Here is a 25,642-nt window from a genome sequence, read left to right as displayed (position 1 = left end):
TCCTGGTCCGGCACGGAATCGAAGAAATGCCAGAAGGATAGTGAGCGTCAAACCCGATTATGGCAGGAGTGTCGCTTTCCCGAAAATCTCGCCACCCACGGATTGTCACCCCGGCTTTAGGCCGGGGTGACAATCGCGTTTGCTTCAATCAGTTTTCCACAACCGGCTGATTGTGCAAAAACCAGCCACCCTCGATCAGCGCTCGCGGCCCGTGCCGGGTCAGTTTTGCTTCCAGCGCTTCCAGTTCGGCACTTGTAAAACCCTCTGGCGCGGTGACGGCCACCCAGCCGTCAAAATAGTCCTGCGGCGCATAGACGTGACCAAAGCCGATGGGCGCGGTCTGGGCGAGCGCCATGTCGAGCGCCAATTGCAGGAAGGTGACGACCGGGTACCAGTTGAGCAGCGGGGAAACCGAAGGCGCCCGCTCCCCGCTCAGCCATAGGGGCTCGCGATAGGGCAGGGCCCAGTCGAAGAACACGATCGGATCGGAGGGATATTGCAGATAGACGATGCGCAGCGGCCCCCAGGCCTCGGCAGTGTCGAGATCGTCGCCCTTATTGGCAAAGCGGACCGTGGTTTCCTGGCCGATGCGCGGCCGCCAGACGGGCGAGCCGGGATCGCGATTGGCCGTCGTCGTGCGCCAGGCGGCGCTCGCAAAGGGCGGCCCGACCCAAAGCGCGCCATCAAAGGGATCGCCCAGAATATCATAGAGCTGCGCCGAGGCGGCCGAACTATAGGCGCCAAGGCTGAGGCCATGGAGATAGAGTTTTGGCCTCTGGTCCCGCGGCATATGGGTCCAGCGGTCATAGACGGCGTTGAACAGGGCCCGCGCCGTTTCCACCCCGATATCGGGCTCGGACACCAGCGACAGCCAGCTCGTCAGATAGGAATATTGCACGGCGACGCTGGCGACATCGCCACCGTGGAGAAATTCGAGCGTGTCTATCGCCGCCGGCTCGACCCAGCCGGTGCCAACCGGCATGATCAGTACCAGCACCGCCCTATCGAAAGCCCCCACCCGGTCCATTTCCTTGAGGGCCAGCGCGGCGCGCTGCTCCGGGGTATCGGCCGAGCGCAGGCCGACATAGACGCGCAGCGGCGTTTCCGCCGGCTTTTCGGTGATGGCGGCGATCTCCCCGGCGCTGGGGCCGGTTTCGACATAGACGCGCGCATCAAGCCCAATCGTGTCCCAGCGCACCAGCGATTGAGCGCTGCCCGATTTGAGCGGATCGGTCGGCATGGGTTCTGAAATCCCCACGAGCCGGTCGAAATCGCCATAGAACCGGTCGGCCGCCAGAAACAGTCCGCGCGCAATAACGCCATCGCCCACTGTCGCGGTGGCGAGCCCGACAAGGATCATGGCCCCAACGAGCGCCACGCGCGGCGGGATCAGTCTGGTGAGCCAGCGGGCGACCACGCGCACGCCCTCGACGATCAATGTGCCAAGGCCGATCAGCAGCGCCGCCGGCAGCAGGGCAATCAGGGCCACCAGCAGCGGCTGGGTCGCTTCAAGCGGCGCCTCGCCCATGCCGGCGCGGATGGAATTCTGCCAGCCCGTCCAGAACCAGAGAAAGACGATGGTCAGCACGAGGCACGCCCCGGCGCAGAGCCGTCCGGTCCAGCGCGCTATTTTTCGGTTGGGCCAGCGCAGTTCGAGAAAATTCCACAGCCATTCGAAAAACACCCCGATGCCATAGCCGGCCGCAAAAGCGCAGCCGGAAAGCACCCCCTGCACCATGACATTGCGCGGGATCAGCGAAGGGGTCAGCGATAGCGCGGCAAAGAGCAGGCCAAAAAGCCAGCCACCGGCGGAAAGCGTATCGAGACGCCGCCCGGCGAATCGCACGGCCCGCCGCCAACGCGGTTCGATTTTTCTCGGATGGGGATCGATACTGGACGACAAAAAGGGGCGTCCCCGGCTGGTTCTTGCCGCCCAGTATAGAAAACTGGCGCAAGGACACAACCGAACCCTGACGCATTCGCGCCAAAACCGCGCTCGATGCTAGCAGTCTGTCAACAATTTCGGAGGAAATGGTGGAGCCTAGCGGGATCGAACCGCTGACCTCTTGCATGCCATGCAAGCGCTCTCCCAGCTGAGCTAAGGCCCCATTCCATGGGTACTTCAGGGACAGTGCCCGGCTGAAGCGAGGCGGAACCTAGAGGATGATTCCGGACAACGCAAGAGCCTAAATGACACTTTTTTCATCCGCCGGGGAAAACCCTCCCCGGCGGAAATAGTCAAATAAAATCAGCGGTCTTCGTCGTCGCCGACCTCAAAGCCGAGGCCGTCGTCGGCGTCGTCGTCTTCCTCTTCGAGGAACACGTCTTCCTCGTCGTCGCCCAGTTCTTCGTCGACTTCGACATCGTCGGTATCTGGGATTTCCTCGTCGCCGCCGCTCTCTTCAGCGTCGGCATCCTCGAGGCTGACGATTTCAGGGGCGTTGGTGTCCTCAACCTCTTCTTCCTCGACCTCATCTTCATCGTCGACCTTGCGCGAAGTCACGGTCGACGCCTTGCCAACGGCCAGGGTGTCGAAATAGGAGCGGGGATAGGACTTGCCGGAATAGGGCGAGACGATCGGATCCATGTTCAGATCGTAGAACTTCTTGCCGGTATCGGGATCGGTACGCTTGGTGCCGCGTTCGTTGGCCATTTCACATGCCTCGTCGATAGGGGAAAATGCCTTGGGCCGACCGCCGCGGCCAAGCCTGATATTCGGCCAGTCCGGTTAGGTGCAAAGCCGGGTTGTGTCAAATCCTAAATGCTGAATGGGCGAGGGTGGCTCCGTCGGGCCAAGCCATGCTAAGGCGGTCAGGGATATGCCAAGCGCGGGAATGAAGCTCATGATCATAGCCGTCGACGGGCCGGCCGCCTCCGGCAAGGGCACCCTGGCTCTGGGTCTGGCGCGACACTATGGGCTGCCCCATCTTGATACCGGCCTGCTCTATCGCGCGGTCGGGGTCGCGGTCGAAGCCTTTGAAGACACAGGCGAATTCGAAACAAAAGCAATCGAGGCCGCACGAAAACTCGATGCTGGCCACCTTACCGATCTCGAAACCCTGACCAGCGCCAAGGCCGGCACATTGGCCTCAAAAGTCGCCGTGATCGCCGAGGTGCGAAAAGCCCTCTTCGATTTTCAGCGCAATTTTGCCCTGCAACCGGGCGGCGCCGTGCTCGACGGGCGCGATATCGGCACGAAGATCTGCCCCGATGCCGATGTGAAACTCTTTATCCAGGCCGACAGCAAGGCGCGCATGGAGCGCCGGGCCCGCCAGTTCGAAGCCCGCGGCGAGGTGGTTGACCGCTATAGCCTCTATCACCAGATAGAAGAGCGGGACGCCCGCGACATGCTCAATCCCAATGGCGGCTTCTACAAGTCGAACGACGCACACTTGCTCGATACGACACAACTGAGTATAGAGGCCGCACTCCGCGCTGCCATCGCGATTGTCGATGAGGCCATGGCGCTCAAGGCAGGGGAACGCTCGTTCTCCTAATTTCCTCCTTGAGGCTTGGTCTATCTCAATCACCAAAGCTGATGGCCCGGACCTGAAATAACCCAATCATCCTTGCAAGAAGCGGCGCTCCGTGTGCCGGCTTTGGCGTTTCGTCAAAGCGGACCCGTGTTCGGCAGGGATCAGCAACCACAAAACCACCGGCGCACCGGAGAAAACGTTTGGCACAGCAAACTGTGACTAAAGAAGATTTCGAATCGATGCTGCTCGACAGCTTTGTCGACAATGATGCCGCTGAAGGCACCGTTGTTCGTGGCACTGTCGTCGCCATCGAAAAAGACCTGGCGATCATCGACGTTGGTCTGAAGACCGAAGGCCGCGTTCCGATGAAGGAATTCGGCCAGGCCGGCCGCGACGGCACCATCACCATCGGTTCGGTGGTCGAGGTCTATGTCGACCGCGTCGAAAACGCCCTCGGCGAAGCCGTTCTTTCGCGCGAAAAGGCTCGCCGCGAAGAGAGCTGGGTCAAGCTCGAAGAAAAGTACAACGCCAATGAGCGCGTTGAAGGCACGATCTTCAATCAGGTCAAGGGTGGTTTCACCGTCGATCTCGAAGGCGCCGTGGCCTTCCTGCCGCGTTCGCAGGTCGACATCCGTCCGATCCGCGATATCGCGCCGCTCATGAACGTGCCGCAGCCGTTCCAGATCCTCAAGATGGACAAGCGTCGCGGCAATATCGTCGTGTCGCGTCGTGCTATTCTCGAAGAATCGCGCGCCGAACAGCGTTCGGAAATCGTCCAGCAGCTCGAAGAGGGCCAGGTTGTCGACGGCGTGGTCAAGAACATCACCGATTACGGTGCGTTTGTTGATCTCGGCGGCATCGATGGCCTGCTGCACGTCACCGATATCGCTTGGCGCCGCGTCAACCACCCGTCCGAAGTGCTCACGATCGGCGAGACCATCAAGGTCCAGATCGTTCGCATCAACCACGAGAGCCACCGTATCTCGCTCGGCATGAAGCAGCTCCAGGCTGATCCCTGGGAAGGCATCGAAGCCAAGTATCCGATCGGTGCAAAATTCTCTGGCCGCGTGACCAACATCACCGACTACGGCGCATTCGTCGAACTGGAACCAGGCATCGAAGGCCTGATCCACGTTTCGGAAATGAGCTGGACCAAGAAGAACGTCCACCCCGGCAAGATCGTCTCGACCTCGCAGGAAGTCGATGTCGTCGTGCTCGAAGTCGATCCGGACAAGCGCCGTATTTCGCTCGGTCTCAAGCAGACCCTGCAGAACCCATGGGAAGCCTTCGCCGAGAAGAATCCTGTTGGCTCGACCATCGAAGGCGAAGTCAAGAACAAGACCGAATTCGGCCTGTTCATCGGCCTCGAAGGCGATGTGGACGGCATGGTTCACCTGTCCGATCTCGATTGGCAGAAGTCCGGTGAAGTCGCTCTTGACGACTACAACCGTGGCGACATGGTTTCGGCCAAGGTTCTCGACGTCGATGTCGAGAAGGAACGTATTTCGCTCGGCATCAAGCAGCTCAATGGCGAAGGCACGTCCTCCTCGGCGTCCTCTTCGAGCGAGCCTGCGGAGGCCGGCGGCCTGCGCAAGAACGCTGTCGTCACCACTGAAGTCATCGAAGTCAACGATGGGGGCATTGAAGTCCGTATCGCCGACAGCGACGTCACGGCCTTCATCCGCCGCGCCGACCTCAGCCGCGATCGTAACGACCAGCGTCCGGAGCGTTTCTCCAAGGGCGAAAAGGTCGATGCACGCATCACCCAGTACGACCGCAAGACCGGCCGCATCCAGCTCTCGATCAAGGCGCTCGAAATCGCCGAAGAACGTGAAGCCGTTGCAAACTTCGGTTCCTCGGATTCGGGTGCTTCGCTCGGCGACATCCTCGGCGCTGCCCTCAAGGGCCGCGACGACAAGTAAGCCCTGGGCTTAACTGCAATCCTTCGACCCGCGCTTTCTCGGCGCGGGTCGTTTTGTTGATGGGACCAATGTCATGCTTTTCAGGGACGTTTCCTGGCGCGCCATGAGCGGCTACGACCTCAATGCGGTCTCGACCATTGCCGCAAAGGTCCATCCCGGCTTCTTCGAAGCGGATGAAGTGCTGGCCGAAAAGCACAGCCTCTACCGCAATGGCTGCTACATTCTCGAAGTCGCCGAAAAACCCGCCGGCTATGTGCTGAGCCATCCCTGGACACGCGGCGCACTGCCGGCGCTCAACGAACTTATGGGTGCGCTGCCTGAACGCCCCGACACCTACTATATCCACGATCTCGCTTTATTGCCCGTCACGCGTGGCGTCGGGGCAGCCGGTCAGATCGTTGCAGCCCTCACCAAGCACGCCGAAGCCATGAGCTTTCCCACCATGAGCCTCGTTGCCGTCAACGGCTCGTTGCCCTTCTGGGAAAGGCAAGGTTTTGTTGCCGAAGACCGCCCGGACCTAGCCGAAAAGCTCGCAGCCTATGAAGACGCAGCGCGGTACATGGTGAAGACGCTTTAGGCTTTCGTGAGTGGGGAAGAACCCCCACCTAGCCTCCCCCTCAAAGGGGACTGTTCACTTCGAGCTGATCGGCGCTTATCAAATTCACCGCGTCATTCCCGCGAAAGCGGGAATCTCTCTTACCGAAGCCTGGATTCCCGCTTTCGCGGGAATGACGCCGGGGACGACGATGAAAGTGCGGCGTCGGTCCAGAGTACACAGTTCAGGGGGAGGCTAGGTGGGGGCATCGGCACCCACAACCGCTTCAAATTAGCTCGCCACATCTGGCCGTTTTGCCCCAGCCGTGTATGGTCGCCCGCAAAATCCCCTAGGACCGTGCCGTGACCCAGATTCCTCCCTTCGAAGCGCATGAGGCGCTGGCTGCCGATACGTTCCGGCGTTCGCGCGGGCGCTGGCGTATCATTGCGCTTGTTTGCGCCATTGCTGTTGTGCTGGCGCTATTCGGCCGGTTCGCCATGCCAAGCGCGACAGGCAGTGGCACCATTGCCCGGATCACCATCGACGGGACCATTTCGACCAATGCCGCGCGGCAGAAAATGTTCGCGGAGCTGATCGAGGACGACAACATCAAGGCCGTGATCGTCGCCATCAATTCTCCCGGCGGCACCACGGCGGGCGGCGAGGAGCTCTATGAAGCGCTCCGCCGGCTCAGCGCCGAAAAGCCGACGGTCTCGGTCATCAACGAGCTTGGCGCTTCCGCCGCCTATATGACCGCCATCGGCACCGATCACATTTTTGCCCGGCGCCTGTCGATCGTTGGCTCGATCGGCGTGCTTTATCAGCACGTCAATGCCGGCAAACTGCTCGATACCATCGGCATCGACCTCGACAAGGTCGCCTCGGGCCCGCTCAAGGCCGAGCCCGATTTCAACGAACCGCTGGAGGGCGCGCCGCGCGCTTCGCTTGCCGCTCTCGTCGAAGACAGCTTTGTCTGGTTCGTCGATATCGTCGCGGAACGCCGCAATCTGCCGCGCCCCAAGGCTCTCGCGCTTGCCGATGGCCGCATCGTCACCGGCCGCGTAGCGCTCGAAAATGGCCTCATCGATGCGATCGGTGGAGAAACCGAAGCCATTGCCTGGCTCGAAAGCGAAAAGGGCATTGCCAAAGACCTGGCCGTCCGTTCCGCCTGGCCGCTGCCCGACCAGGGCTTTGGCTGGGTCGGGCAATTGCTTGGCGGCTCGGCCCGTGCGGCATTGGGACTGCCGATGGAAGGTCCTGTGATGCTTGACGGTTTGGTTTCGCTTTGGCAGGTTGGAACGAACCCCTGAGGCAAGGGGACCAGCGTCTTGGAGACCGGAGCCTTCCATGATCAAGTCTGAACTTGTCGAGAAGCTCGCCGCAGAGAATCCGCATCTGTTCCAGCGCGACATCGAAAACATCGTCAATGCCATTCTCGACCAGATCGGGGATGCCATGGCGCGCGGCGACCGTGTCGAGTTGCGCGGTTTTGGCGCCTTCTCGGTAAAAAACCGCCCGGCGCGTGTCGGGCGCAATCCGCGCACCGGCGAACAGGTCGATGTCGAGGAAAAATACGTGCCGCAATTCAAGGCCGGCAAGGAAATCCGAGAACGTCTCAATCGCGAGTGATGCGATACGCTCCTGGACCACTAAATTAGTTCGGAAGACTTTATGGTCAGCAAGATCGTTGGTTGGCTGGTTCTGGTGCCGCTTTGTGTGGCATTGGTGGCTTTTGCCCTCGCCAACCGGCAACTGGTCGCCGTCAACCTCAATCCTTTCGGTAGCCCCGCCTCGGCGGATGCCGCGGGCTATGGCATTCCGCTCTTTGTCATTCTCTATATCGTGCTGCTGATCGGCGTATTGCTCGGCGGCACCGCCACCTGGTTTGCGCAAGGGCAGCACCGCAAGCGCGAGCGCCAGTGGCGCCGCGAAGCCCAGGCGCTCAACTCCGAGCTCGAAGCCCAGCGCCGGCGGCAGGGTCAGGGCGGTACCAATGCCCTTTCCGAAGTCGACGAAATCCTGGACCTGCGGTGAACGCACCTCCTTGCCCCCTTTATCCTAGCTCCGACAGCTGAGTTCCGACCACGCGATGGGCGACCCCCTGATCATCAAAATCTGCGGCATCAAGACTTTTGCCATGCTCGACACCGCCATTGCCGCCGGCGCCGACATGATCGGCTTCATGCATTTTGCGCGCTCGCCGCGTCATGTGCCCATCGACATGCTGGCCGAATTGATTTCGGCCGCCCGCGGGCAGGTCGAAAGCTGCGTGGTGCTGGTCAATCCGGACAATAGCTCGGTCGCCGAAGTCGCCGCGCTCGGTCCGGACTGGATCCAGCTGCACGGCCCCGAAACCCCGCACCGGGTCGAGACCATCAGGTCCGATTCCGGGGTCGAAATCATGAAAGCGTTGCCCATCGGCACCGCCGAAGACGTGGCGCAGGTTGCCGCCTTTTCCGACATCGCCGACCGTATCCTCCTTGATGCAAAGCCCCCCAAGGGTGCGGATCGACCCGGCGGATTGGGCGAAAGTTTTGACTGGTCACTCCTCAAGGCGCTTGACCCGTCCGTGCCCTTCATGCTTTCCGGTGGCCTGACGCCGGACAATGTCGCCCAAGCCATAAGAACCGTCTCGCCATTCGGCATCGACGTGTCTTCGGGCGTGGAGCGGGCACCCGGCGAAAAGGACAAGAGGCTGATCGAAGCGTTCATCCGCAACGCCCGCGCGGCCGTTTGAAGGATCGTTTGCCGGGTCATCTCGGCGGCGCCGAGAGGATTTCAATGGACGGCACCAATTCCCTGCGCAATGGCCCGGACGAGCATGGCCGCTTCGGGATCTATGGCGGGCGTTTCGTTGCCGAAACGCTGATGCCGCTGATCCTCGATCTCGAAAAGGAATACCGGGCCGCCAAGGTCGATCCGGTCTACCAGGCGCAGATCAAGGACCTTGCGACCCATTATACCGGCCGCCCCAGCCCCCTCTACTATGCCGAGCGCCTCAGCCAGCATCTGGGCGGGGCAAAAGTCTGGTTCAAGCGCGAAGAGCTGAACCATACCGGCTCGCACAAGATCAACAATTGCCTTGGCCAGATTCTCCTCGCCAAGCGCATGGGCAAGACCCGCATTATCGCTGAGACCGGCGCCGGCCAGCATGGCGTGGCGACCGCCACCGTCTGCGCCAAGTTCGACCTGCCCTGCACCATCTTCATGGGCGCCACCGATGTCGAACGGCAGATGCCCAACGTCTTGCGCATGAAAATGCTCGGCGCCGAAGTCCGCCCCGTGACGGCTGGTGCCGGCACGCTCAAAGACGCCATGAACGAGGCGCTGCGCGACTGGGTGACCAATGTCGAAAACACTTACTACCTGATCGGCACCGCGGCCGGCCCCCATCCCTATCCGGAAATGGTGCGGGATTTTCAGTCTGTTATCGGCACTGAACTCAAAGAGCAGTTCCGCGAGCTCGAAGGCAAACTGCCCGACGCCGTGGTGGCCTGTGTCGGCGGCGGCTCCAATGCCATCGGCACTTTTCACGCCTTTTTGGACGATCCCGAAGTTGCCATTTATGGCGCCGAAGCCGGCGGCCATGGCGTCGATGTCGAAAACGGCCATGCCGCTTCGATGACCGGCGGCCGCCCCGGCGTGCTGCACGGCAACCGCACTTATCTGCTGCAGGATGCCGACGGCCAGATCCTCGAGGGCCATTCCATTTCGGCCGGTCTCGACTATCCCGGCGTCGGCCCGGAGCACTCCTATCTCCACGACACCAAGCGCGTCACTTATGTGCCGATCACGGACAACGAAGCGCTCGAAGCCTTCCAGCTCTGCACCCGCATGGAGGGGATCATTCCGGCCCTCGAAAGCGCCCATGGCCTTGCCCAGGTGATAAAACTCGCGCCGACCCTCGGGAAAGATAAGTCCGTGGTTCTTTGCCTTTCGGGCCGTGGCGACAAGGACGTCGAAAGCGTCGGAAAATATCTGGGGCTGCTGAAATAATGACCACCCGTATCGACCGCGCCTTCGCCGCCGCCAAAGCCGCCAACCGCCCCGCCTTCGTCACCTATGTCATGGGCGGCGATCCCGATCTCGCCACCAGCCAGGCCATTTTGAATGCCCTGCCGCAGGCCGGCGCCGACATTATCGAGCTCGGCCTGCCCTTTTCCGACCCCATGGCCGATGGCGTCGCCATCCAGATGGGCGGCCAGCGGGCGCTGAAGGCCGGGCAGACCCTGCTCGGGCTTTTGGGCATGGTGGAAGAATTCCGCCGCAAGGACGAAAACACGCCGATCGTGCTGATGGGCTATTACAACCCCATCTACAGCTTTGGCGTCGATAGATTTCTCGCCGCCGCGAAGGAAGCAGGCATCGATGGGTTGATCATCGTCGACCTCCCTGCCGAGGAAGACAATGAACTCTGCATTCCGGCCCTCAAGGCTGGAATCAATTTCATTCGCCTGACCACCCCGACCACCAATGACCAGCGCTTGCCGGTCGTGCTCGAAAATACGTCCGGTTTTGTCTATTACGTCTCGATGACCGGGGTGACCGGCGCGGCCATCAAATCGCGGGCCGCGGTCGGGGAAGCCGTGCAGCGCATCAAGGCGCATACCGATCTGCCCGTCGCCGTCGGTTTTGGCATCAAGACCGCCGAAGACGCCGCCGAGATCGGCAAGCATGCCGATGGCATCGTCGTCGGCACCGTGCTGGTGGAAGCAGTTGCCAAGACCCTGGTCGATGGCAAGGCCACCGACAGAACCGTCGCCGCCGTCCGGGACCTCGTTGCCGACATCGCAGCGGGCGTGAAGCGGGCCAGGACGTAAAATGCCTCCTCCCCACAGTGTCATTCCCGCTAAAGCGGGAATCTCTGCCTGGGGTTTGAGATCCCCGCTTTCGCGGGGATGACACCGCGCTATGAAGGTGGATAGAGGCAAGCCAGCCTTTGCCGCGGCCCTTCCCACCTGATAAGAATTGCCACAATTGACGTTTAGGTGACGTCCCAAAAGCGTTTCAGAGAAACGCCAGAGCTCACCGCGAAAGGCCGCGCCATGAACTGGATCGACAATTTCGTCCGCCCCAAAATCCGCTCGTTCCTCAACAACAAGCGCGACACGCCGGAAAACCTTTGGGTGAAAGACCCCGAGTCCGGCGAGATGGTGTTCTATCGCGATCTCGAGGCCAATCAGTGGGTGGTGCCGAATTCGGGCTACCACATGAAAATCAAGCCAGCCGACCGGCTGGCCAATTTCCTCGATGATGGCGCCTATGATCTCGTGCCGGCCGCCTCGGTCCCGGCTGATCCCTTGAAATTCCGCGCCCAGAAGCGCTATGTCGATCAGCTCAAGGAAAATCGCGCCAAGACTGGCTATGACGATTCCGTTCTGGTCGCGACCGGCAAGCTCTATCAGCGCCCCGTCACCGTCGCCGTGCAGGATTTTGATTTCCTTGCCGGCTCTCTCGGCATGGCCGGGGGTCAGGCGATCATTGCCGGGCTTGAAACCGCTGTCGAGCGCAAGACGCCTTTCATCCTCTTCGTCGCCTCCGGCGGCGCGCGCATGCAGGAAGGCGTTCTGTCGCTGATGCAGATGCCGCGCACCACCGTCGCCGTGCTGCGCCTGCGTGAAGCAGGGCTGCCATTTTTCGTGGTTCTCACCAACCCGACCACGGGCGGCGTCACCGCCTCCTACGCCATGCTGGGCGACGTCCACATCGCCGAGCCGGGCGCCCTGATCGGCTTTGCCGGCCAGCGCGTTATCGAGCAGACCATCCGTGAAAAGCTGCCAAAAGGCTTCCAGCGCTCGGAATATCTCTATGAGCACGGCATGGTCGATATGGTCGTCCACCGCCATAACCTGCGCTCCACCATCGGCTCGCTCGCCAGCATTCTCACCCGCGCTCCGGCCAATGACGAGCTTTCGGGTTCGACCAGCAAAGCTATCGCCGCGCAGTCGAGCCTTCGTGACGCAGCCGTTGCCGCAGAAGGCGACGACGACCTCGCTCCCGCTGCCGCCCACGCTGAATAAGGCCTTTACCCGCATTTAACGGCGTTCGCCTAACCTCGCAAAAAACAGCGCGCCTGCCGAAGGGATTCGGACTGGCGCGCCTTTGCGAGGACACAGATGCGCCGCTTCTCCCTGCCCATAGCCCGGAAACTGCCGCTCGCCCTATTGGGCTCCGCTCTCCTCGTCAGCGCGGGCGTCGGCCTCGCCAGCTATATCATCGGTTCGCAGGCCTTGCGTACCTCGGCGGAGAACACCCTTGCCACCCTCGCCTCCGAGCGCGCGCGGCAGGTGTCGTCCTATATTCATGGCGTCGAGGAAGACCTCGTCGCCACCGCACGCTCTGCCGATACCCAGCAGGCGCTGCGTGACTTTGCCGGCGCCTGGCTGCAGTTCAAGGTCGATCCGACCGCCGAAGTCCGCAAACTCTATGTCGATGACAACCCCGACAAAGCCAATCTCTCGGCGCTCGATACGTTGGGTACCACTGGCGCCTATGACGTCACTCATACCCGCTTCCAGCCGGGTTTCCGCAACAAGGTGGTAGCCCGCGGTTATCGCGATTTCTACCTGATGGATTTGAAGGGCTTTGTCGTTTACTCGCTCCAGAAGGGCCATGAATTCGGCACAAGCCTTGCCGAGGGAGGCCCGCTGACGTCAACCGGCCTCGGCCGGGTCTTTGCCCAGGCCCTGACAATCGAAAACGACAATGACATGGCCTTTGCCGACTATGAGGCCTACGCACCTGCCGCAGGTCTCCCCGCCAGCTTCTTTGCCAAGCCCGTCTTCAACGCCCAGGGCCGCAAGATCGGCGTCGTCGCCTTCCAGCTGCCCTCCGAAGTGCTCGACGGGGTCGTCGGCGATCGCACCGGGCTCGGGGAAACCGGCGAAGTCATCGTCGTCGGCGCCAATGGCGTGTTGCGCTCGGATTCCATTTTTACGCCCGACAATGATGCGCTCAAAACCGGCTTTGCCGGCCCGGTGCTTGACGCCGCCATTGCCGGCAGTCACACGATCGGGGAAACCACCGACTATCGCGCCACCCCCATGCTGGTCGCGGGCGCACCCATCACGACCAAGGGCGAGCCTTGGGCCGCTGTCGCCATCATGGCGCAGGACGAGGTTTTGGCGCCCGTCGCCCAGATGCGCAACATGATGTTCGCCATCGGCGCGGGCCTCCTCGCCGTGGTCGCCGTCCTCAGTCTTTTGTTTTCCCGCTCCATCACCAAGCCGATCACTCGCCTCACCGGCACGATGGAAACCGTCGCCGCCGGCGATTTCGACGCCGAAGTGCCAGGCACAACGCGGAGCGACGAACTCGGCGCCATGGCCCGGGCCGTCGAAGTATTCCGCGAAAACGGCCGCAAGATCAGCCAGCTGACCGAGGCCGAAGCGGCGCAGGCCCTTCGCAATCAGGCCGAACGCGCCGAAATGATGGTGACCCTGCAGCGCGCCTTTGGCGACGTCGTGGAAGCGGCCGTCTCCGGCGATTTCACCCATCGCGTCGAAGCCAAATTTCCCGATGCCGAGCTCAATACGCTCGCCCGCTCGGTCAACCGGCTCGTCGAAACCGTCGACCGTGGCCTTGCTGAAACCGGTTCGGTGCTCTCGGCCCTTGCCGACACCGACCTCACGCACCGCGTCAACGGCGACTATCAAGGCGCCTTTGCCCGCCTCAAGGACGACACCAATGCCGTGGCCGAACGGCTTGGCGATATCGTCGGCCAGCTCCGCGCCACTTCCGGCACGCTAAAACGCGCCACCGGCGAAATTCTTTCGGGTGCGAACGATCTTTCCGAACGCACGACGCGCCAGGCCGCCACCATCGAAGAAACCTCGGCCACGATGGAGCAACTCGCTTCCACCGTCCTCGACAATGCCGGCAAGGCGGAAGCGGCCAGCAAGAAGGCCCGCAATGTTTCACAAGCTGCCGAAGAGGGCGGCGAGGTGATGAGCCAGGCGACCAAGGCCATGGACCGGATCACCGCTTCCTCGGCAAAAATCTCCAACATCATCGGCCTCATAGACGACATCGCCTTCCAGACCAATCTCCTCGCGCTCAACGCCTCGGTCGAAGCCGCGCGTGCCGGGGAAGCCGGCAAGGGGTTTGCGGTCGTCGCCGTCGAAGTGCGTCGCCTCGCCCAATCCGCCGCCAGCGCCTCGGCCGACGTAAAGGTGCTCATCGAACAATCGGCGAGCGAAGTGAAGGGCGGCACTCAGCTCGTAGGCAATGCTGCCGGAAAACTCTCCGGCATGCTCGACGCCATCCGCGAAAACACCGCCGATCTCGAAGCCATCGCCAGGGGTAGCCGCACCCAGGCCTCGGCCATCGAAGAGGTTACGATCGCCGTCCGTCAGATGGACGAGATGACCCAGCATAATGCGGCGCTGGTCGAAGAAACCAATGCCGCCATCGAACAAACCGAAGGCCAGGCCGTGCGCCTCGACCAGATCGTCGAGCAGTTCACGGTTTCGGCGGCGCCGATTCGTGAGGCTGAACCGACCCGCGGCATAAAAGGCATGCAGGACAAGCTCAAATCTGTCGCCAGCACCTATCTCCGCCGCAGCAGCGGCAATGCCGCGCCAAAACTTGAGGACTGGTCGGAGTTTTAGAACCACCCCCCACCCAACCTCCCCCTCCTAGGGGGAGGGGTACTTCGGTGGCTCACCAGCCGTTCAGCAAACTCGATAGGTCCCTCCCCCTACCAGGGGGAGGCTAGGTGGGGGTAGCCGCGCACCGCTGCCAACACTGGACAATGCCCCCCATGCCCGGTTCTATCCCGGCATGAACACCCAAGACCGATTCCCCGATGTGATGCTGCTCGCCGCCGGCCTCGGCACCCGCATGCGCCCGCTGACGGATGCCCTGCCAAAGCCCCTCATTCCCGTCGGCGGCATACCCCTCATCGAACGCGTCATGGACAATGCGCGGGCCGAAGGCGCCAAGCGCTTCGTTGCCAATGCGCATTACCTGGCCGATCAGGTGCTGGCCCATTTCGGCGGTCTCCTCAAAGTCAGCCGCGAAGACGAACTTTTAGGCACCGGTGGCGGCGTGAAGCGGGCGCTGCCCATGCTCCATTCCGACCCCTTCTTCGTGATGAACACCGACGCCTTCTGGCCGGCCGGCAGCGACAAGCCACTCGCCCGCATGATCGCCCGCCATACCGGCCCTCAAGACATCGTCATACTCTGCGTACAGCCGCGCCGCGCCGCGGGCTTTTCGCGCAGCCACGATTTTTGTCTCGCGCCTGATGGCCTTGTGACCCGCGACTATGGCGCGCCGGTCATTTATGGCGGCGTGCTGCTGCTCGGCAGCGCGGGTTTTGCCGATACGCCAGACGGGAAATTCTCGCTTTATCCGCTGCTCGAAGCAGCGCTCGAGCGCGAAACCCTCAAAGGCGTCGTCCTCGACGCGCCGTGGTTCCATGTCGGCGACCCAACCGGGCTTGCCGAAGCCGAACGTCTGCTTGTTCAGCCATGACCATCTATTCCATCGCCCCAAACGCCCCCTTCCTGCCGACGCTGGCGGACGCCATTCTCGATGGCCGCGTGCTCGGCGATTGGCCGAGGCAGGGCCCATTCTGGCTCAGTGACATCACCGTCATCCTGCCCACCCAGCGCGCCCGCGAAACTCTGGGCGAGGCCTTTGCCGGGCACCCAAAATTTACCGGCCTCCTGCCTGACATTCGCACCTTTGGCGGCGATGATGGCGATGAAGAACCCTTCCTGCCGCCCTTCGACGCCCCGCCCGAACTGAGAGCCGCGAGCACGCTGCAGCGCAGGCTGCTGCTTTCTCATCTCGTTGCCGCCTGGGCCACGAGTGCCGCGGGCAAAGAAGCTTTTTCGAGCCCGCCGACGGCGGCCGAAATCTTCTACATGACCGATTCCCTCGCGCTTGTTTTTGACGATCTCGCCATTGCCGAACGCGGCACCAGCGAATTGCGCGCGCTCGGCGGTCAGCTCGGCCCCGAACTTGGCGCCTATTGGCAGCAGACGCTGACCTTTCTCGATATTGCCCTGACCGCCTGGCCCCTTATGCTGGCCGAAAAGGAGCGGGCCGATCCGTCCCAGCTGCGCGGCGCCCGCCTCGATCGGCAAGCCGATGCCGCGCCGTTCATCTATGGCGATCGCCCCGTCATCGCTGCCGGTTCGACCGGCTCAATCCCCGCCACCGCGCGCCTCCTCAAGGCCCTCGAACGTCTGCCGCGCGGAGCCCTGGTCTTGCCGGGCCTTGATACAAACATGTCGTCCGACACCCACGCGGCCCTCCTCGATCCCGATCAGAGCCCCCATGGGCATCCGCAATATCACCTCGCAAAACTGCTTCGCACCCTGGGCACCAGCCCGGCAGAGGTGATCGAACTCGCGCGCGTCGAACACCCCCGCACGGCGCTTCTCCACCGCGCCCTGGCCCTAACCTCGGAAACCGCCTTTTGGGCCGCACAGCGTCCCGACGCCGAAACCCGCGACGCCGCTCTTGCAGGCGTCTCGATTATCGCCGCGCGACACGAGGACGAGGAAGCCCGCGCCATCGCCATCGCCGCCCGTGACGCGCTCGCCAACAAACAGACTGTCGGTATCATCACGCCCGACCGCAATCTCGCCCGCCGCATCGCCGCCGAACTCTCGCGCTTCGGCGTCGTCGTCGACGACGCGGCCGGCGCTCCGCTGTTCCAGTCGACCGTAGGCCGCCTGGCCCGGCAGATCCTCACCCTTGCGGTCAACCAATGCGCTGCGGTTGATCTGATCTCGCTGCTCCGCAATCGCGCCAGCCTTTTCGGCCGCACCCGTAGCGAGATTTCCAATCTCGCTGACGATATCGAACTGGCTCTGCTGCGCGGACAAAGGCCCGCCCCCGGTCTCGATGGCCTGCGCACTGCACTCGCCGAACACGTCGAGAATCCGCCCAAAGGCGCTGCGCGTCGGCTCAACGAAACACACGCCCCCGCCATTCTTGCGCTGCTCGACGATATCTCGGCCGCGCTGGCGCCGCTGACCCGCCTTCTTGCCACCCCGCTCATTCGCGCGGCCGATCTCGCCGCCGCCATTGCCAGCGCTGTCGATCGCGTCGCGGCCGGCGCGCCAGTGCGGGGGCGCGAGGAATTGCAGGCCTGGGCCGAGGAAATGGCCAAGCTCACCGGCGAAGGCCATGCCTTCAAACCCGCCGGACTCGACGCCGTTCTCTCGGCGCTGATGCAGGGCTTTCAGGTGCGCAACCGCATCGATAGCCGTGGGGATATCGCCATCTGGGGCCAGATCGAAGCGCGCCTGATGTCGCCCGATCTGATGATCCTTGGCGCCCTCAACGAGGACATCTGGCCCGAGCCGGCCGATCCCGGCCCCTGGCTCAGCCGCGGCATGCGCCTCGCTGTCGGCCTCGAGCCGCCAGAACGATTGCAGGGCCTCGCCGCCCACGACTTTGCCCAGGCCATGGGCAACGCCGAGGTCATCCTGGCCTATGCCGACCGCATCGGCACGAGCCCATCTCTGCCCTCGCGCCTCGTGCAGCGGCTCGACGCCTTTGCCGGCGAAGACGCGGCAAAAACCATGCGACAGCGCGGCCATGGCTGGATCGAGGCCGCCCGCGCCATCGACGCGGTGGATGGCGAACAGCGTGCCGCGCGTCCCATGCCCAATCCCCCCGCCAGCATTCGCCCGCGAAAACTGTCGGTCACCGAGGTCGAGACGCTCATGCGCTCGCCCTACGACCTCTATGCCAAGCACGTCCTGAAACTGCGCCAGCTCGATCCGCTGGGCGATGTGCCCGATGCCCGCGAGCGCGGCACCATCATCCACGATGCCTTTGCCCGCTTCGTCATCGATGGCCACGACCCCACCGCGCCCGACGCCTTCGACACGCTGATGACCATCGCCGCCGACGCCTTTTCGGGTCTCGAGGCCATCGGCGAGCGCCGCGACATCTGGCTCAAGCGCTTTGCTACGGCCGCCGAGCAGTTTCTGGCCTTCGAGCGTGAGCGCCACTCCCGCGTGCGCCAACGTCATGCCGAAATCAAAGGCGAGATGCCCCTTCATCTTGCCAAGCCGTTCAAGATCACCGGCCAGGCCGACCGGGTCGACGAGATGATGGACGGCACAGTCGAAATCTTGGATTTTAAAACCGGCTCCCCGCCAACCCCGGCGATGATGAAGGCCTTTGAGGCCCCGCAATTGCTGATGGAAGCCGTCATGACCCAGGCCGGCGCCATGAAGGACATCACTGCCGCGCCGACCAGCGCCCTCACCTATGTAAAGATCGGCCTTGGCCCCGAGGCTTTTGTGCCGTCCGATTTCAAGGCCGCCGACGGTATGCCGCTGATGGAGGCTGCCGACGAAATAAACCGAAGGCTGCAAAGTCACATCGATCATTTCCTCTTCCGCGATACCCAGATGCCGGCCCGGCTCCTGCCACTCGCCGGCCAGCGCTTTGCCGGGGCCTATGACCATCTGGCGCGCGTCGCCGAATGGACCAGCGTCGACGGCGGGGAGGACGAAGCATGAGCGCAGAACGCGGAAAACTCACGGTCCCCTCCGACACCCAGCGCGCCCAGGGCCGCGCCACTGATCCCAGCCATTCGATCTGGGTGGAGGCCAATGCCGGCTCGGGCAAAACCTTCGTGCTCACCCGCCGCGTGCTGCGGCTGTTGCTGGCCGGGGTAAAACCCGAATCCATTCTTTGCCTGACCTATACCAAGGCCGCCGCCGCTGAGATGCGCAAACGCGTCTCCCAGGAACTGGCGCAATGGGCCGTCATCGACGAGGCCAAGCTGCGCGAAAAGCTCGACGACCTGCTCGGCGCCGTGCCCGATGCCGCAGGCCTTACCACCGCCCGCACGCTTTTTGCCCGCGCCCTTGAAACGCCGGGCGGGCTGCGCATTCTCACCATCCACGCCTTTTGCGAAGCAGTCCTGCATCGCTTCCCCATCGAAGCCGGTGTGCCCTTCGACTTTTCGGTCATCGAGGAAGATCAGCAGACCCAGCTCATCCTCGCGGCCCGCGAAAGCGTCTTGGCCGAGGGGCTGCGCGGCGGTGCCAATGGAGGAGCGGTCGAAACCCTGTTCCAGCTTCTCAGCGACCATCATATTACCGAAGCGATCGGCGCTGCCCTCTCCAAAGGCGCGCGCCTAAAACCACTGCTGGCGGATCCCGAAGCCGCCAAGGCGCGGCTGCGACGGCTTGTGGGCGTCGGCCATGAGAGTGCGGCCGATCTCATCGACAGCGCCATCGGCGACACGCTTCTCATCCCGGAAACACTACGCCATATCGTCTCGACGTTGGGCGGCGATCCCGAGGGCAATCGCAAATGCGTCGATCTGCTCGCCCGGCTCGATCCCGAGCGGCCCGATCGCGAAAAGCTCTATGCCGCCTTTTTCACCGGCAAGGGCGAGCCGCGCGCCAGCCTCCTCACCAAGGCCGAACAGAACGCTCATCCGCATTTTTTGGCCCTTCTCACCGCCGAACAAGACCGCCTCGTCGCGCTTGATACCGAAATCCGCGCGGCCCAGCTTGCCGAGCGCAGCAATGCCGTGCTCGACATTCTGGTCGCCATCGCCCGCCGCTACGAAGACGACAAGCGCCGCCGCGCCCTTCTCGATTTCGACGATCTCGTCGAGCGCCTCGGCGATCTCCTCGACAATCTCGAGATCGGCCCCTGGGTGCAATACAAGCTCGATGCCGGCATCGAGCATATTCTGGTCGATGAAAGCCAGGATACCAACGACCAGCAATGGCGTGTGGTCAGGGCACTGGCCGCCGAGTTCTTCGTCGGCGAAGGCGCTGCCCGCCGCCCGCGCTCAGTCTTTGCCGTGGGTGATCAAAAACAGTCCATCTATTCCTTCCAGGGCGCCCAGCCGGCCCTTTTTGGCACCACCGGCTACGATTTCGCCCGCCGGGCGGAAGCGGCCGAAATGGCCTTTGCCCGCCTGCCGCTCCACACCAGCTTTCGGACGCTTTCAGGCATTCTCGACGCCGTCGACAAGGTTTGTGCCCGTTCCGATATCCAGCTTGCCCTGCTCGCTGCCGATCCGGTGCTGCACACCGCCGCCCGCAGCCAGCCCGGCGGCAGTGTCACTCTCTGGCCGCCCATACAGGCGCAAAAATCCGAAGCCGGCGATGGCCAATGGCCGCTCGAGCCGGTCGAAGCCGAACAGAGCGCCGCGCGGCAGGTCGCCATGCGCATTGCCCGCGAAATAAGAAGTTGGATCGACAACCAGCGCCCCTTGGCCCAACGCGGCCGCGCCGTCACGGCCGATGACGTCCTGATCCTCGTCCAGTCGCGCAGCGCGCTGTTTCAGGAAATCATCCGCGCCCTGCGTCTATACCAGGTGCCCACGCCCGGCGCCGACCGGCTTGCCGTCACCGGCCACATCGCCGTGCTCGATCTCCTGGCGCTGATCGACGTGCTGCTCAATCCGGCCGACGATCTGCAACTCGCCGCCCTCCTTCGCTCGCCGCTGTTCGATTTTTCCGAGGATGATCTCTTCAACCTCGCCAGCACCCGCGCCGATCGGCAGACCCTGTGGTCGGCCCTTCTTGCTTCGACCCTGCCCGCGGCAAAGTCAGCCGCCGATCGTCTCACCACCTGGCGTGCCAATCTCGACTTCGAGCGCCCCTTCGAATTCCTCGCGAAAGTTCTCTATGCCGATCAGGGCCTCAAGCGTTTTCACGCGCGCCTCGGCACGGAAGTCGATGAGGTCATTTCCGAATTTCTGGAACTGGCCCTCAGCCACGAGCAGCGCGAGCAACCCTCGCTGCAGGGCTTTGCTGCCGACATGCGCCAGCGCAATGTTTCCATCAAGCGCGAGCTGGCCGAAGGTGGCGGCGGCGTTCGCGTCATGACCGTGCACGGCGCCAAGGGACTCGAAGCACCCGTCGTCATCATGGCTGATGCCGCGAGCAAGCCGGCCGCTAAGCAGATCGGCAGCCCGATCTATATCGTCTCCGACACGCCCGGCCCGCTCCTCATTCATGCGTCTAACCAGCGCCAGCACGTGCCGGTAACCTTGGCGATCAAGGAAGAGACCGACGCCAATCTGGCGCAGGAATATTGGCGCAAACTCTATGTCGCCATGACCCGCGCCGAGGACGAGCTTTACGTCACCGGCGCACTGACCCAGACCGGCAAGCTCGAAGGCTCATGGTATGAAGCCATAGAATCGGCCCTTTCCGACAATGCCGAGATGTTGGAGAGCGAAGACGGCCTTGCGTCTCTCGTCTACCCAATCGTGCGCCCGCAACCGGCTATCATAACCGGTGCCGCAATCACCAGCGCCACACCCAAGCGCTGGGTCGACCCAGATCCCCTGCTCGCCTTCGCCCCGCCGCGCACGCTCTCGCCGTCGCGGGCGAATGAGGCGAGTGCCAGTGAACCCGCCCTTGCCACTACGGCCGAACGCGTACGCGATGCAGAAACCGCCCGAAAATCCGGTATCGCCCTTCACGCGCTGCTTCAGCATCTTGGCAAGATCGACCGCACCCTCTGGCCCAATGTCATCCCCCGCGCGCTCGACGTGCTGCTGCCCGAAATGCCCGATGAGCAGGCCCGCCTCGCGCCAAAGGCCCGCTCCATTCTCGAACGGCCGGAATTCGCCGATCTCTTCGGCCCCGATAGCCGCGCCGAATTGCCGTTTCTGGTGGAAGCCATTCGCGAGGGGGAACCAATCCGCCTTTCGGGACGTATCGACAGGCTCGTAGTTGACGACCACAGCGTGTTGGTGATCGACTACAAGTCCGACGCAACGGCGCCGAAAACGGCCGGTGACGTGCCCCAGAGGTACGTTACGCAACTCTCGCTTTATGCGCTGGTTGCAAGCCAGCTGTTCCCCGGCCGCTCCGTTCGCGCGGCAATTCTATGGACCGAGTTGGAATCATTGATGAATTTGCCGTCCGAGCTTCTCGAACAAGCGCGCGGGAGTTTCACCCTCAAGTGAACCACCTTGTCCAAAGGCTGGACTCTCCCCAGCTTTGGGAGCAAACAACCCACCGCTTTCAACCCAAAAGGCACAATAAATGACGAAGCACGTTTCCGACGCCACGTTTGGCGAGGAAGTCCTCAACTCCCAAGAACCCGTTCTGGTGGATTTCTGGGCCGAGTGGTGCGGGCCCTGCCGGGCGATCGCCCCCGTGCTCGATGAGCTTTCCACCGAGCTTTCGGGCAAGGTGAAGATCGTCAAGCTCAACGTTGACGAAAATCCCTCGACCACCGTGAAATATGGCGTCCGCTCCATCCCGACCATGATCCTCTTCAAGAACGGCGAAGCCGCCGACATGAAGATCGGTGCCGGCACGCCCAAGGCGGGCCTCACCAAGTGGCTCGAAGGCCACGCCGCCTAACACCTTGTTGCGCACTTTTTGAAAGCACCGCCGAACCCTTCGGCGGTGCTTTTTTGTGCCCGTCCTCCCTCACGAGGAACCATAGATTCGCCTCACAAACCCGTGAGTTTGGGCAGTGGTGGAGTGCTGCGAGCTCTGCTAGCACTATCCCACCGCAAGACCGCCCGTCCGGAGAGATTCTTTTGGCCCCTATCGACTTGTCTGCAGCGCCCTTCAATCTCGACGAGGAGGCCATTGCCTGGGTGCATGCGACGCGCGATGGCCTCGCCCCGCGCGACAAGCTGGCGCAGCTTTTTGTTCTTCTGGCCCGCGGCCCGGCCGAGGAAGCACTTGAGGCGATAAAAACCTTCCGGCCCGGCGGCATAACCCGCATCTATTCCGAAGATCTCGCCAGCGAAATCAGCCTTGCCCGCCAGCTCGATGCGGCTGGTCCCGCTCCAATGCTGGTCAGCGCCGATCTCGAAGGCAGCCGCATGAGCCTGCCCTTTGGCACGTCTGTACCCAATCCGCTCGGCCTTGCCGCGGTCGACGATGTTGAAGCCACCACGGCCATTTCCACCATCATGGCCGAGGAAGCGCGCGCCGTCGGGCTCAATTGGAGCTTTACCCCTGTTATCGACATCAATGCCGCCTGGCGCAGCGCCATTGTCGGCACCCGCTCTTATGGCAGCGATATCGATAGAATCGAGCGCCACGCGCTGGCGCAAATCGCTGCCTTCCAGGCCAATGGCGTCGCGGCGACTGTAAAACACTGGCCCGGCGAAGGGTATGACGACCGCGATCAGCATCTGGTCACCACCGTCAATCCACTGACCCTTGCCGAATGGGAAGAAAAATTCGGCCGCCTCTACCGCGCCGCGATTCGCTCCGGCGTCCTCAGCATCATGTCCGCCCACATCGCCTTCCCGGCTTTTGTGCGCGAGCTTGATCCCGAAGCGACATCCGAAGCCTTCCGCCCGGCCTCGCTGAGCCGCGTTCTCAATGAAACGCTGCTGCGCGACCGCCTCGGCTTCCAGGGTCTAATCGTCTCCGACGCCACCCCCATGGCCGGCATGGGCGATTGGGGCCCGCGCGACGAAACCCTCCCGGAACTGGTCATCGCCGGTTGCGACGTCATCTTGTTTTCCGACGATCCCAATGGCGACCTGATGCGTCTCGTCAAGGCCGTGGCCGATGGCCGCCTGACGCAGGAACGGGTCGACGAGGCCGTTACCCGCATTCTCGCGTTGAAAGCCGCCCTTGGCCTCCACAAGGACCGCCCCGAGCCCAATATCGACGCCGCGCGGGCTATCGTCGCCACGCCGGAAAAGCTCGCCAAGGCCAGGGACGTCACGGCGCGCATGCCGACATTGGTGAAAGACACGGCCAATCTGCTGCCGCTGTCCCCGGCAAAATACAAGCGCGTGCTGATCTACTCGACCGGTGCCATTCAGCCCTTTGCGCCCGAACCGATTCCGCTGTCCCTGCCCAGTCGTCTCACCGCGGAAGGCTTTGAGGTCACGCTCCACACGCCCGACCTTGCCGTGCGCGCTGGGGACTACGACCTCGTGCTCTATCTATTGGCGGAGGAAACGCTCCTCACCCGAAGCCGCATCTTTCTTGATTGGAAACGGCTAACGGGCAGCGTCTTTGGCGCCATGCATCGCCATTGGCACGAAGTGCCGACGCTCATGGTCTCGCTCGGTTTTCCCTACTACCTCTACGACGCCCCGCGCGTATCGACCTATATCAACGCCTATGGCTCGAGCGACGCCATTCAGGAGGCCGTGCTCGATACCCTCCTCGGCCGCGTAGCCTTTACCGGCACCAGCCCGGTTGACCCGTTCTGCGGTAGTGAGCAGGCGAAGTATTAGGTCACCAGACCTCCCCTCGCCCCTTGAGGGAGAGGGACAGATTTTCTGCGTTCAGCAGAAAATCAGGGTGAGGGGTATTCTCTCCTCCGCAGAGGAGTTTGTGAGAATATCCTATACCCCTCATCCCAGCCGAATTCGCAAATGCGAATTCGGTGACCCTTCGGGCACCTTCTCCCTCAAGGGGAGAAGGAAGAAAGTTGACTAGTTCGGCGGCGTACCGTTTTTCGCGAGCACGTCGCCAGCCAAATACAGCGATCCACAGATCAGCACCCGCGCATTGGGCACGCCAGCCGCCGCCTTCAGCGCGGTCACGATTGACCGCATCGGCCGCGCATCGAAACCGACATCGGTGGCGCGCGACACGATATGCTCGGCCGGATGGGCGTTCTGTTCCCCCGGAATGGTCAGCGCCAGCACCTGCGGCTTAAAATCGGCAAAGGCCTCCAGGAACTCGCCGGGATCGCGATTGCTCATCATGCCCATGATCAGCACCAGCGGCGCGGGTCGATTCCGGTCGAATTCGGCAATCGTTCGCGCCAGCGCCTTGGCGCCGTGCGTATTGTGCCCGCCATCGAGCCATAGTTCATCGCCTGCGGGCAGCAGGGCGCGCAATTTGCCCTCACGGATCGGCTGCATCCGCGCCGGCCACGTCACCTTTCGCAGGCCTTCGGAAATGGCCGCTGCATCGACGGGCAGCTCAAAATGCCGTGTTGCTGCAATGGCCAAAGCCGCATTGTCGAACTGGTGCGGCCCCAGCAGCGCCGGCGGCGGCAGATCGAGCATGCCGGCTTCGTCGGTATAGACGAGCCGCCCATCCTGCGAGACCCCGTGAAAATCTTCGCCCTGCCAGAGCGGCGTGATCCCCAACCGATGCGCCGCGCGTTCCAAGACCTTGCGGCCCTCGTCGCGCTGAATCCCCATCACCGATTTCGAGCCGCGCTTTAAAATGCCGGCCTTGTTGGACGCGATCTCGGCAATGGTCTTGCCCAAAAATCCCTGATGATCGAAATCGACCGGCGTGATGATCGTCCCGAGCGGATGTTTGACGACATTGGTTGTGTCGTATGTCCCGCCCATGCCGGTTTCCAGCAACAGAAAATCGGCCGGCGTCTCGGCAAAAAGCTTGAACGCGGTCACCGTCGTCACCTCGAAAAAGGTGATCCCGGCCCCATCATTTATTTCTTCGACTTCTTCAAGCGCTGCATTGAGCGTCCGCGTTGATACCAATTCGCTCGCGAGCCGAATGCGCTCGTTGAAACGCACGAGATGCGGCGAATTATAGACATGCACCTTCTTCCCCGCCGCTTCGAGGAAAGCCCGCAGATAGGCAATCGTCGAACCCTTCGCATTGGTCCCCGCCACATGGATCGTGGGCGGCAGACGGTCCTGCGGATTGCCCAGCTTTTCCAGCAGCGGCAGCATCCGATCGAGGCTGAGATCGATCAGCTTGGGATGAAGGCCTGACAGGCGTTTCAGAATGGCGTCGGTGCGGGACACTGGTTTTGTCTCCGAATGGCGGCGAAAAATCGCA

General features: G+C 62.6%; 19 protein-coding genes and 1 tRNA gene. 16 read left to right on the top strand and 4 right to left on the bottom strand.

What is annotated here, in order from left to right; all coding sequences use genetic code 11:
* Positions 1 to 148 precede the first annotated feature (148 nt).
* The 3 genes from ASD83_RS15485 to ASD83_RS15475 form a co-directional block, all read right to left on the bottom strand.
* Positions 149 to 1,846, bottom strand: coding sequence for an alpha/beta hydrolase (locus ASD83_RS15485; RefSeq protein ID WP_056312594.1), 1,698 nt, complete (start codon positions 1,844 to 1,846; stop codon positions 149 to 151).
* 186 nt (positions 1,847 to 2,032) lie between these two features.
* Positions 2,033 to 2,108: transfer RNA gene (locus ASD83_RS15480), tRNA-Ala, on the bottom strand.
* Positions 2,109 to 2,248: 140 nt separating this feature from the next.
* Complete coding sequence (locus tag ASD83_RS15475) at positions 2,249 to 2,653, bottom strand: TIGR02300 family protein (protein ID WP_056312592.1); 405 nt, start codon at positions 2,651 to 2,653, stop codon at positions 2,249 to 2,251.
* A 190-nt stretch (positions 2,654 to 2,843) separates the two neighbouring features.
* Here ASD83_RS15475 and ASD83_RS15470 point away from each other — a divergent pair, with 190 nt between their 5' ends.
* The 16 genes from ASD83_RS15470 to ASD83_RS15395 all read left to right on the top strand — a co-directional run bounded on the left by ASD83_RS15470 (position 2,844) and on the right by ASD83_RS15395 (position 24,111).
* Positions 2,844 to 3,497 carry a (d)CMP kinase gene (locus ASD83_RS15470; protein WP_056313291.1) on the top strand — a complete coding sequence of 218 codons (654 nt, stop codon included), beginning with the start codon at positions 2,844 to 2,846 and terminating at the stop codon, positions 3,495 to 3,497.
* A gap of 65 nt (positions 3,498 to 3,562) precedes the next feature.
* Complete coding sequence (gene rpsA, locus ASD83_RS15465) at positions 3,563 to 5,398, top strand: 30S ribosomal protein S1 (RefSeq protein ID WP_320409113.1); 1,836 nt, start codon at positions 3,563 to 3,565, stop codon at positions 5,396 to 5,398.
* A gap of 73 nt (positions 5,399 to 5,471) precedes the next feature.
* Positions 5,472 to 5,975, top strand: a complete 504-nt coding sequence (locus ASD83_RS15460; protein ID WP_056312590.1) for a GNAT family N-acetyltransferase — start codon at positions 5,472 to 5,474, stop codon at positions 5,973 to 5,975.
* Positions 5,976 to 6,295: 320 nt separating this feature from the next.
* A complete protein-coding gene (gene sppA / locus ASD83_RS15455; RefSeq protein ID WP_200946521.1) occupies positions 6,296 to 7,243 on the top strand; it encodes a signal peptide peptidase SppA in 948 nt (315 codons plus the stop codon).
* Positions 7,244 to 7,280: 37 nt separating this feature from the next.
* The gene (locus ASD83_RS15450; RefSeq protein WP_035084445.1) at positions 7,281 to 7,562 is read left to right on the top strand and encodes an integration host factor subunit beta; all 282 of its coding nucleotides are present in this window, start codon (positions 7,281 to 7,283) and stop codon (positions 7,560 to 7,562) included.
* Positions 7,563 to 7,604: 42 nt separating this feature from the next.
* A complete protein-coding gene (locus ASD83_RS15445) occupies positions 7,605 to 7,967 on the top strand; it encodes a lipopolysaccharide assembly protein LapA domain-containing protein (protein ID WP_056312588.1) in 363 nt (120 codons plus the stop codon).
* A 55-nt stretch (positions 7,968 to 8,022) separates the two neighbouring features.
* On the top strand, positions 8,023 to 8,670 hold the full coding sequence (locus ASD83_RS15440; RefSeq protein WP_056312586.1) for a phosphoribosylanthranilate isomerase: 648 nt from the start codon (positions 8,023 to 8,025) through the stop codon (positions 8,668 to 8,670).
* A 44-nt stretch (positions 8,671 to 8,714) separates the two neighbouring features.
* Complete coding sequence (gene trpB, locus ASD83_RS15435; RefSeq protein ID WP_056312584.1) at positions 8,715 to 9,929, top strand: tryptophan synthase subunit beta; 1,215 nt, start codon at positions 8,715 to 8,717, stop codon at positions 9,927 to 9,929.
* Positions 9,929 to 10,753: a tryptophan synthase subunit alpha gene (trpA, locus tag ASD83_RS15430; RefSeq protein ID WP_056312582.1), complete on the top strand. Its 825-nt coding sequence runs from the start codon at positions 9,929 to 9,931 to the stop codon at positions 10,751 to 10,753. Before trpB ends, trpA begins: the two co-directional genes overlap by 1 nt.
* 225 nt (positions 10,754 to 10,978) lie before the next feature.
* The gene (gene accD, locus ASD83_RS15425) at positions 10,979 to 11,953 is read left to right on the top strand and encodes an acetyl-CoA carboxylase, carboxyltransferase subunit beta (protein ID WP_056313284.1); all 975 of its coding nucleotides are present in this window, start codon (positions 10,979 to 10,981) and stop codon (positions 11,951 to 11,953) included.
* A 96-nt stretch (positions 11,954 to 12,049) separates the two neighbouring features.
* Positions 12,050 to 14,542: a methyl-accepting chemotaxis protein gene (locus ASD83_RS21355; RefSeq protein ID WP_056312580.1), complete on the top strand. Its 2,493-nt coding sequence runs from the start codon at positions 12,050 to 12,052 to the stop codon at positions 14,540 to 14,542.
* Between the two features lie 172 nt (positions 14,543 to 14,714).
* Entirely contained in the window at positions 14,715 to 15,410 is a 696-nt protein-coding gene (locus tag ASD83_RS15415) for a nucleotidyltransferase family protein (RefSeq protein WP_056312578.1), read from the top strand.
* Entirely contained in the window at positions 15,407 to 18,427 is a 3,021-nt protein-coding gene (addB, locus tag ASD83_RS15410) for a double-strand break repair protein AddB (RefSeq protein WP_056312576.1), read from the top strand. The genes ASD83_RS15415 and addB overlap by 4 nt, the downstream gene beginning before the upstream one ends.
* A complete protein-coding gene (addA, locus tag ASD83_RS15405; RefSeq protein ID WP_056312574.1) occupies positions 18,424 to 21,855 on the top strand; it encodes a double-strand break repair helicase AddA in 3,432 nt (1,143 codons plus the stop codon). Before addB ends, addA begins: the two co-directional genes overlap by 4 nt.
* A gap of 79 nt (positions 21,856 to 21,934) precedes the next feature.
* Positions 21,935 to 22,258 carry a thioredoxin gene (trxA, locus tag ASD83_RS15400; protein WP_056312572.1) on the top strand — a complete coding sequence of 108 codons (324 nt, stop codon included), beginning with the start codon at positions 21,935 to 21,937 and terminating at the stop codon, positions 22,256 to 22,258.
* Between the two features lie 182 nt (positions 22,259 to 22,440).
* Positions 22,441 to 24,111 carry a glycoside hydrolase family 3 protein gene (locus ASD83_RS15395; RefSeq protein WP_200946520.1) on the top strand — a complete coding sequence of 557 codons (1,671 nt, stop codon included), beginning with the start codon at positions 22,441 to 22,443 and terminating at the stop codon, positions 24,109 to 24,111.
* A 201-nt stretch (positions 24,112 to 24,312) separates the two neighbouring features.
* On the opposite strand, the gene ASD83_RS15390 is transcribed toward ASD83_RS15395, so the two are convergent.
* The gene (locus tag ASD83_RS15390; protein ID WP_200946519.1) at positions 24,313 to 25,608 is read right to left on the bottom strand and encodes a bifunctional folylpolyglutamate synthase/dihydrofolate synthase; all 1,296 of its coding nucleotides are present in this window, start codon (positions 25,606 to 25,608) and stop codon (positions 24,313 to 24,315) included.
* Positions 25,609 to 25,642 lie beyond the last annotated feature (34 nt).

The sequence above is a fragment of the Devosia sp. Root685 genome (genome assembly GCF_001427875.1).
GTDB lineage: Bacteria > Pseudomonadota > Alphaproteobacteria > Rhizobiales > Devosiaceae > Devosia.
Note: the sequence above shows the minus strand (reverse complement) of the source record. Positions and strands in the feature narration are given on the sequence as shown.

Excerpts from the sequence above, each read along its gene's own strand:
- ASD83_RS15475 (WP_056312592.1), bottom strand. The coding sequence starts at position 2,653 with ATGGCCAACGAACGCGGCACCAAGCGTACCGATCCCGATACCGGCAAG.
- ASD83_RS15470 (WP_056313291.1), top strand. The coding sequence starts at position 2,844 with ATGATCATAGCCGTCGACGGGCCGGCCGCCTCCGGCAAGGGCACCCTG.
- ASD83_RS15460 (WP_056312590.1), top strand. The coding sequence starts at position 5,472 with ATGCTTTTCAGGGACGTTTCCTGGCGCGCCATGAGCGGCTACGACCTC.
- ASD83_RS15450 (WP_035084445.1), top strand. The coding sequence starts at position 7,281 with ATGATCAAGTCTGAACTTGTCGAGAAGCTCGCCGCAGAGAATCCGCAT.
- ASD83_RS15445 (WP_056312588.1), top strand. The coding sequence starts at position 7,605 with ATGGTCAGCAAGATCGTTGGTTGGCTGGTTCTGGTGCCGCTTTGTGTG.
- ASD83_RS15440 (WP_056312586.1), top strand. The coding sequence starts at position 8,023 with ATGGGCGACCCCCTGATCATCAAAATCTGCGGCATCAAGACTTTTGCC.
- trpB (WP_056312584.1), top strand. The coding sequence starts at position 8,715 with ATGGACGGCACCAATTCCCTGCGCAATGGCCCGGACGAGCATGGCCGC.
- trpA (WP_056312582.1), top strand. The coding sequence starts at position 9,929 with ATGACCACCCGTATCGACCGCGCCTTCGCCGCCGCCAAAGCCGCCAAC.
- accD (WP_056313284.1), top strand. The coding sequence starts at position 10,979 with ATGAACTGGATCGACAATTTCGTCCGCCCCAAAATCCGCTCGTTCCTC.
- ASD83_RS21355 (WP_056312580.1), top strand. The coding sequence starts at position 12,050 with ATGCGCCGCTTCTCCCTGCCCATAGCCCGGAAACTGCCGCTCGCCCTA.
- ASD83_RS15415 (WP_056312578.1), top strand. The coding sequence starts at position 14,715 with ATGAACACCCAAGACCGATTCCCCGATGTGATGCTGCTCGCCGCCGGC.
- addB (WP_056312576.1), top strand. The coding sequence starts at position 15,407 with ATGACCATCTATTCCATCGCCCCAAACGCCCCCTTCCTGCCGACGCTG.
- addA (WP_056312574.1), top strand. The coding sequence starts at position 18,424 with ATGAGCGCAGAACGCGGAAAACTCACGGTCCCCTCCGACACCCAGCGC.
- trxA (WP_056312572.1), top strand. The coding sequence starts at position 21,935 with ATGACGAAGCACGTTTCCGACGCCACGTTTGGCGAGGAAGTCCTCAAC.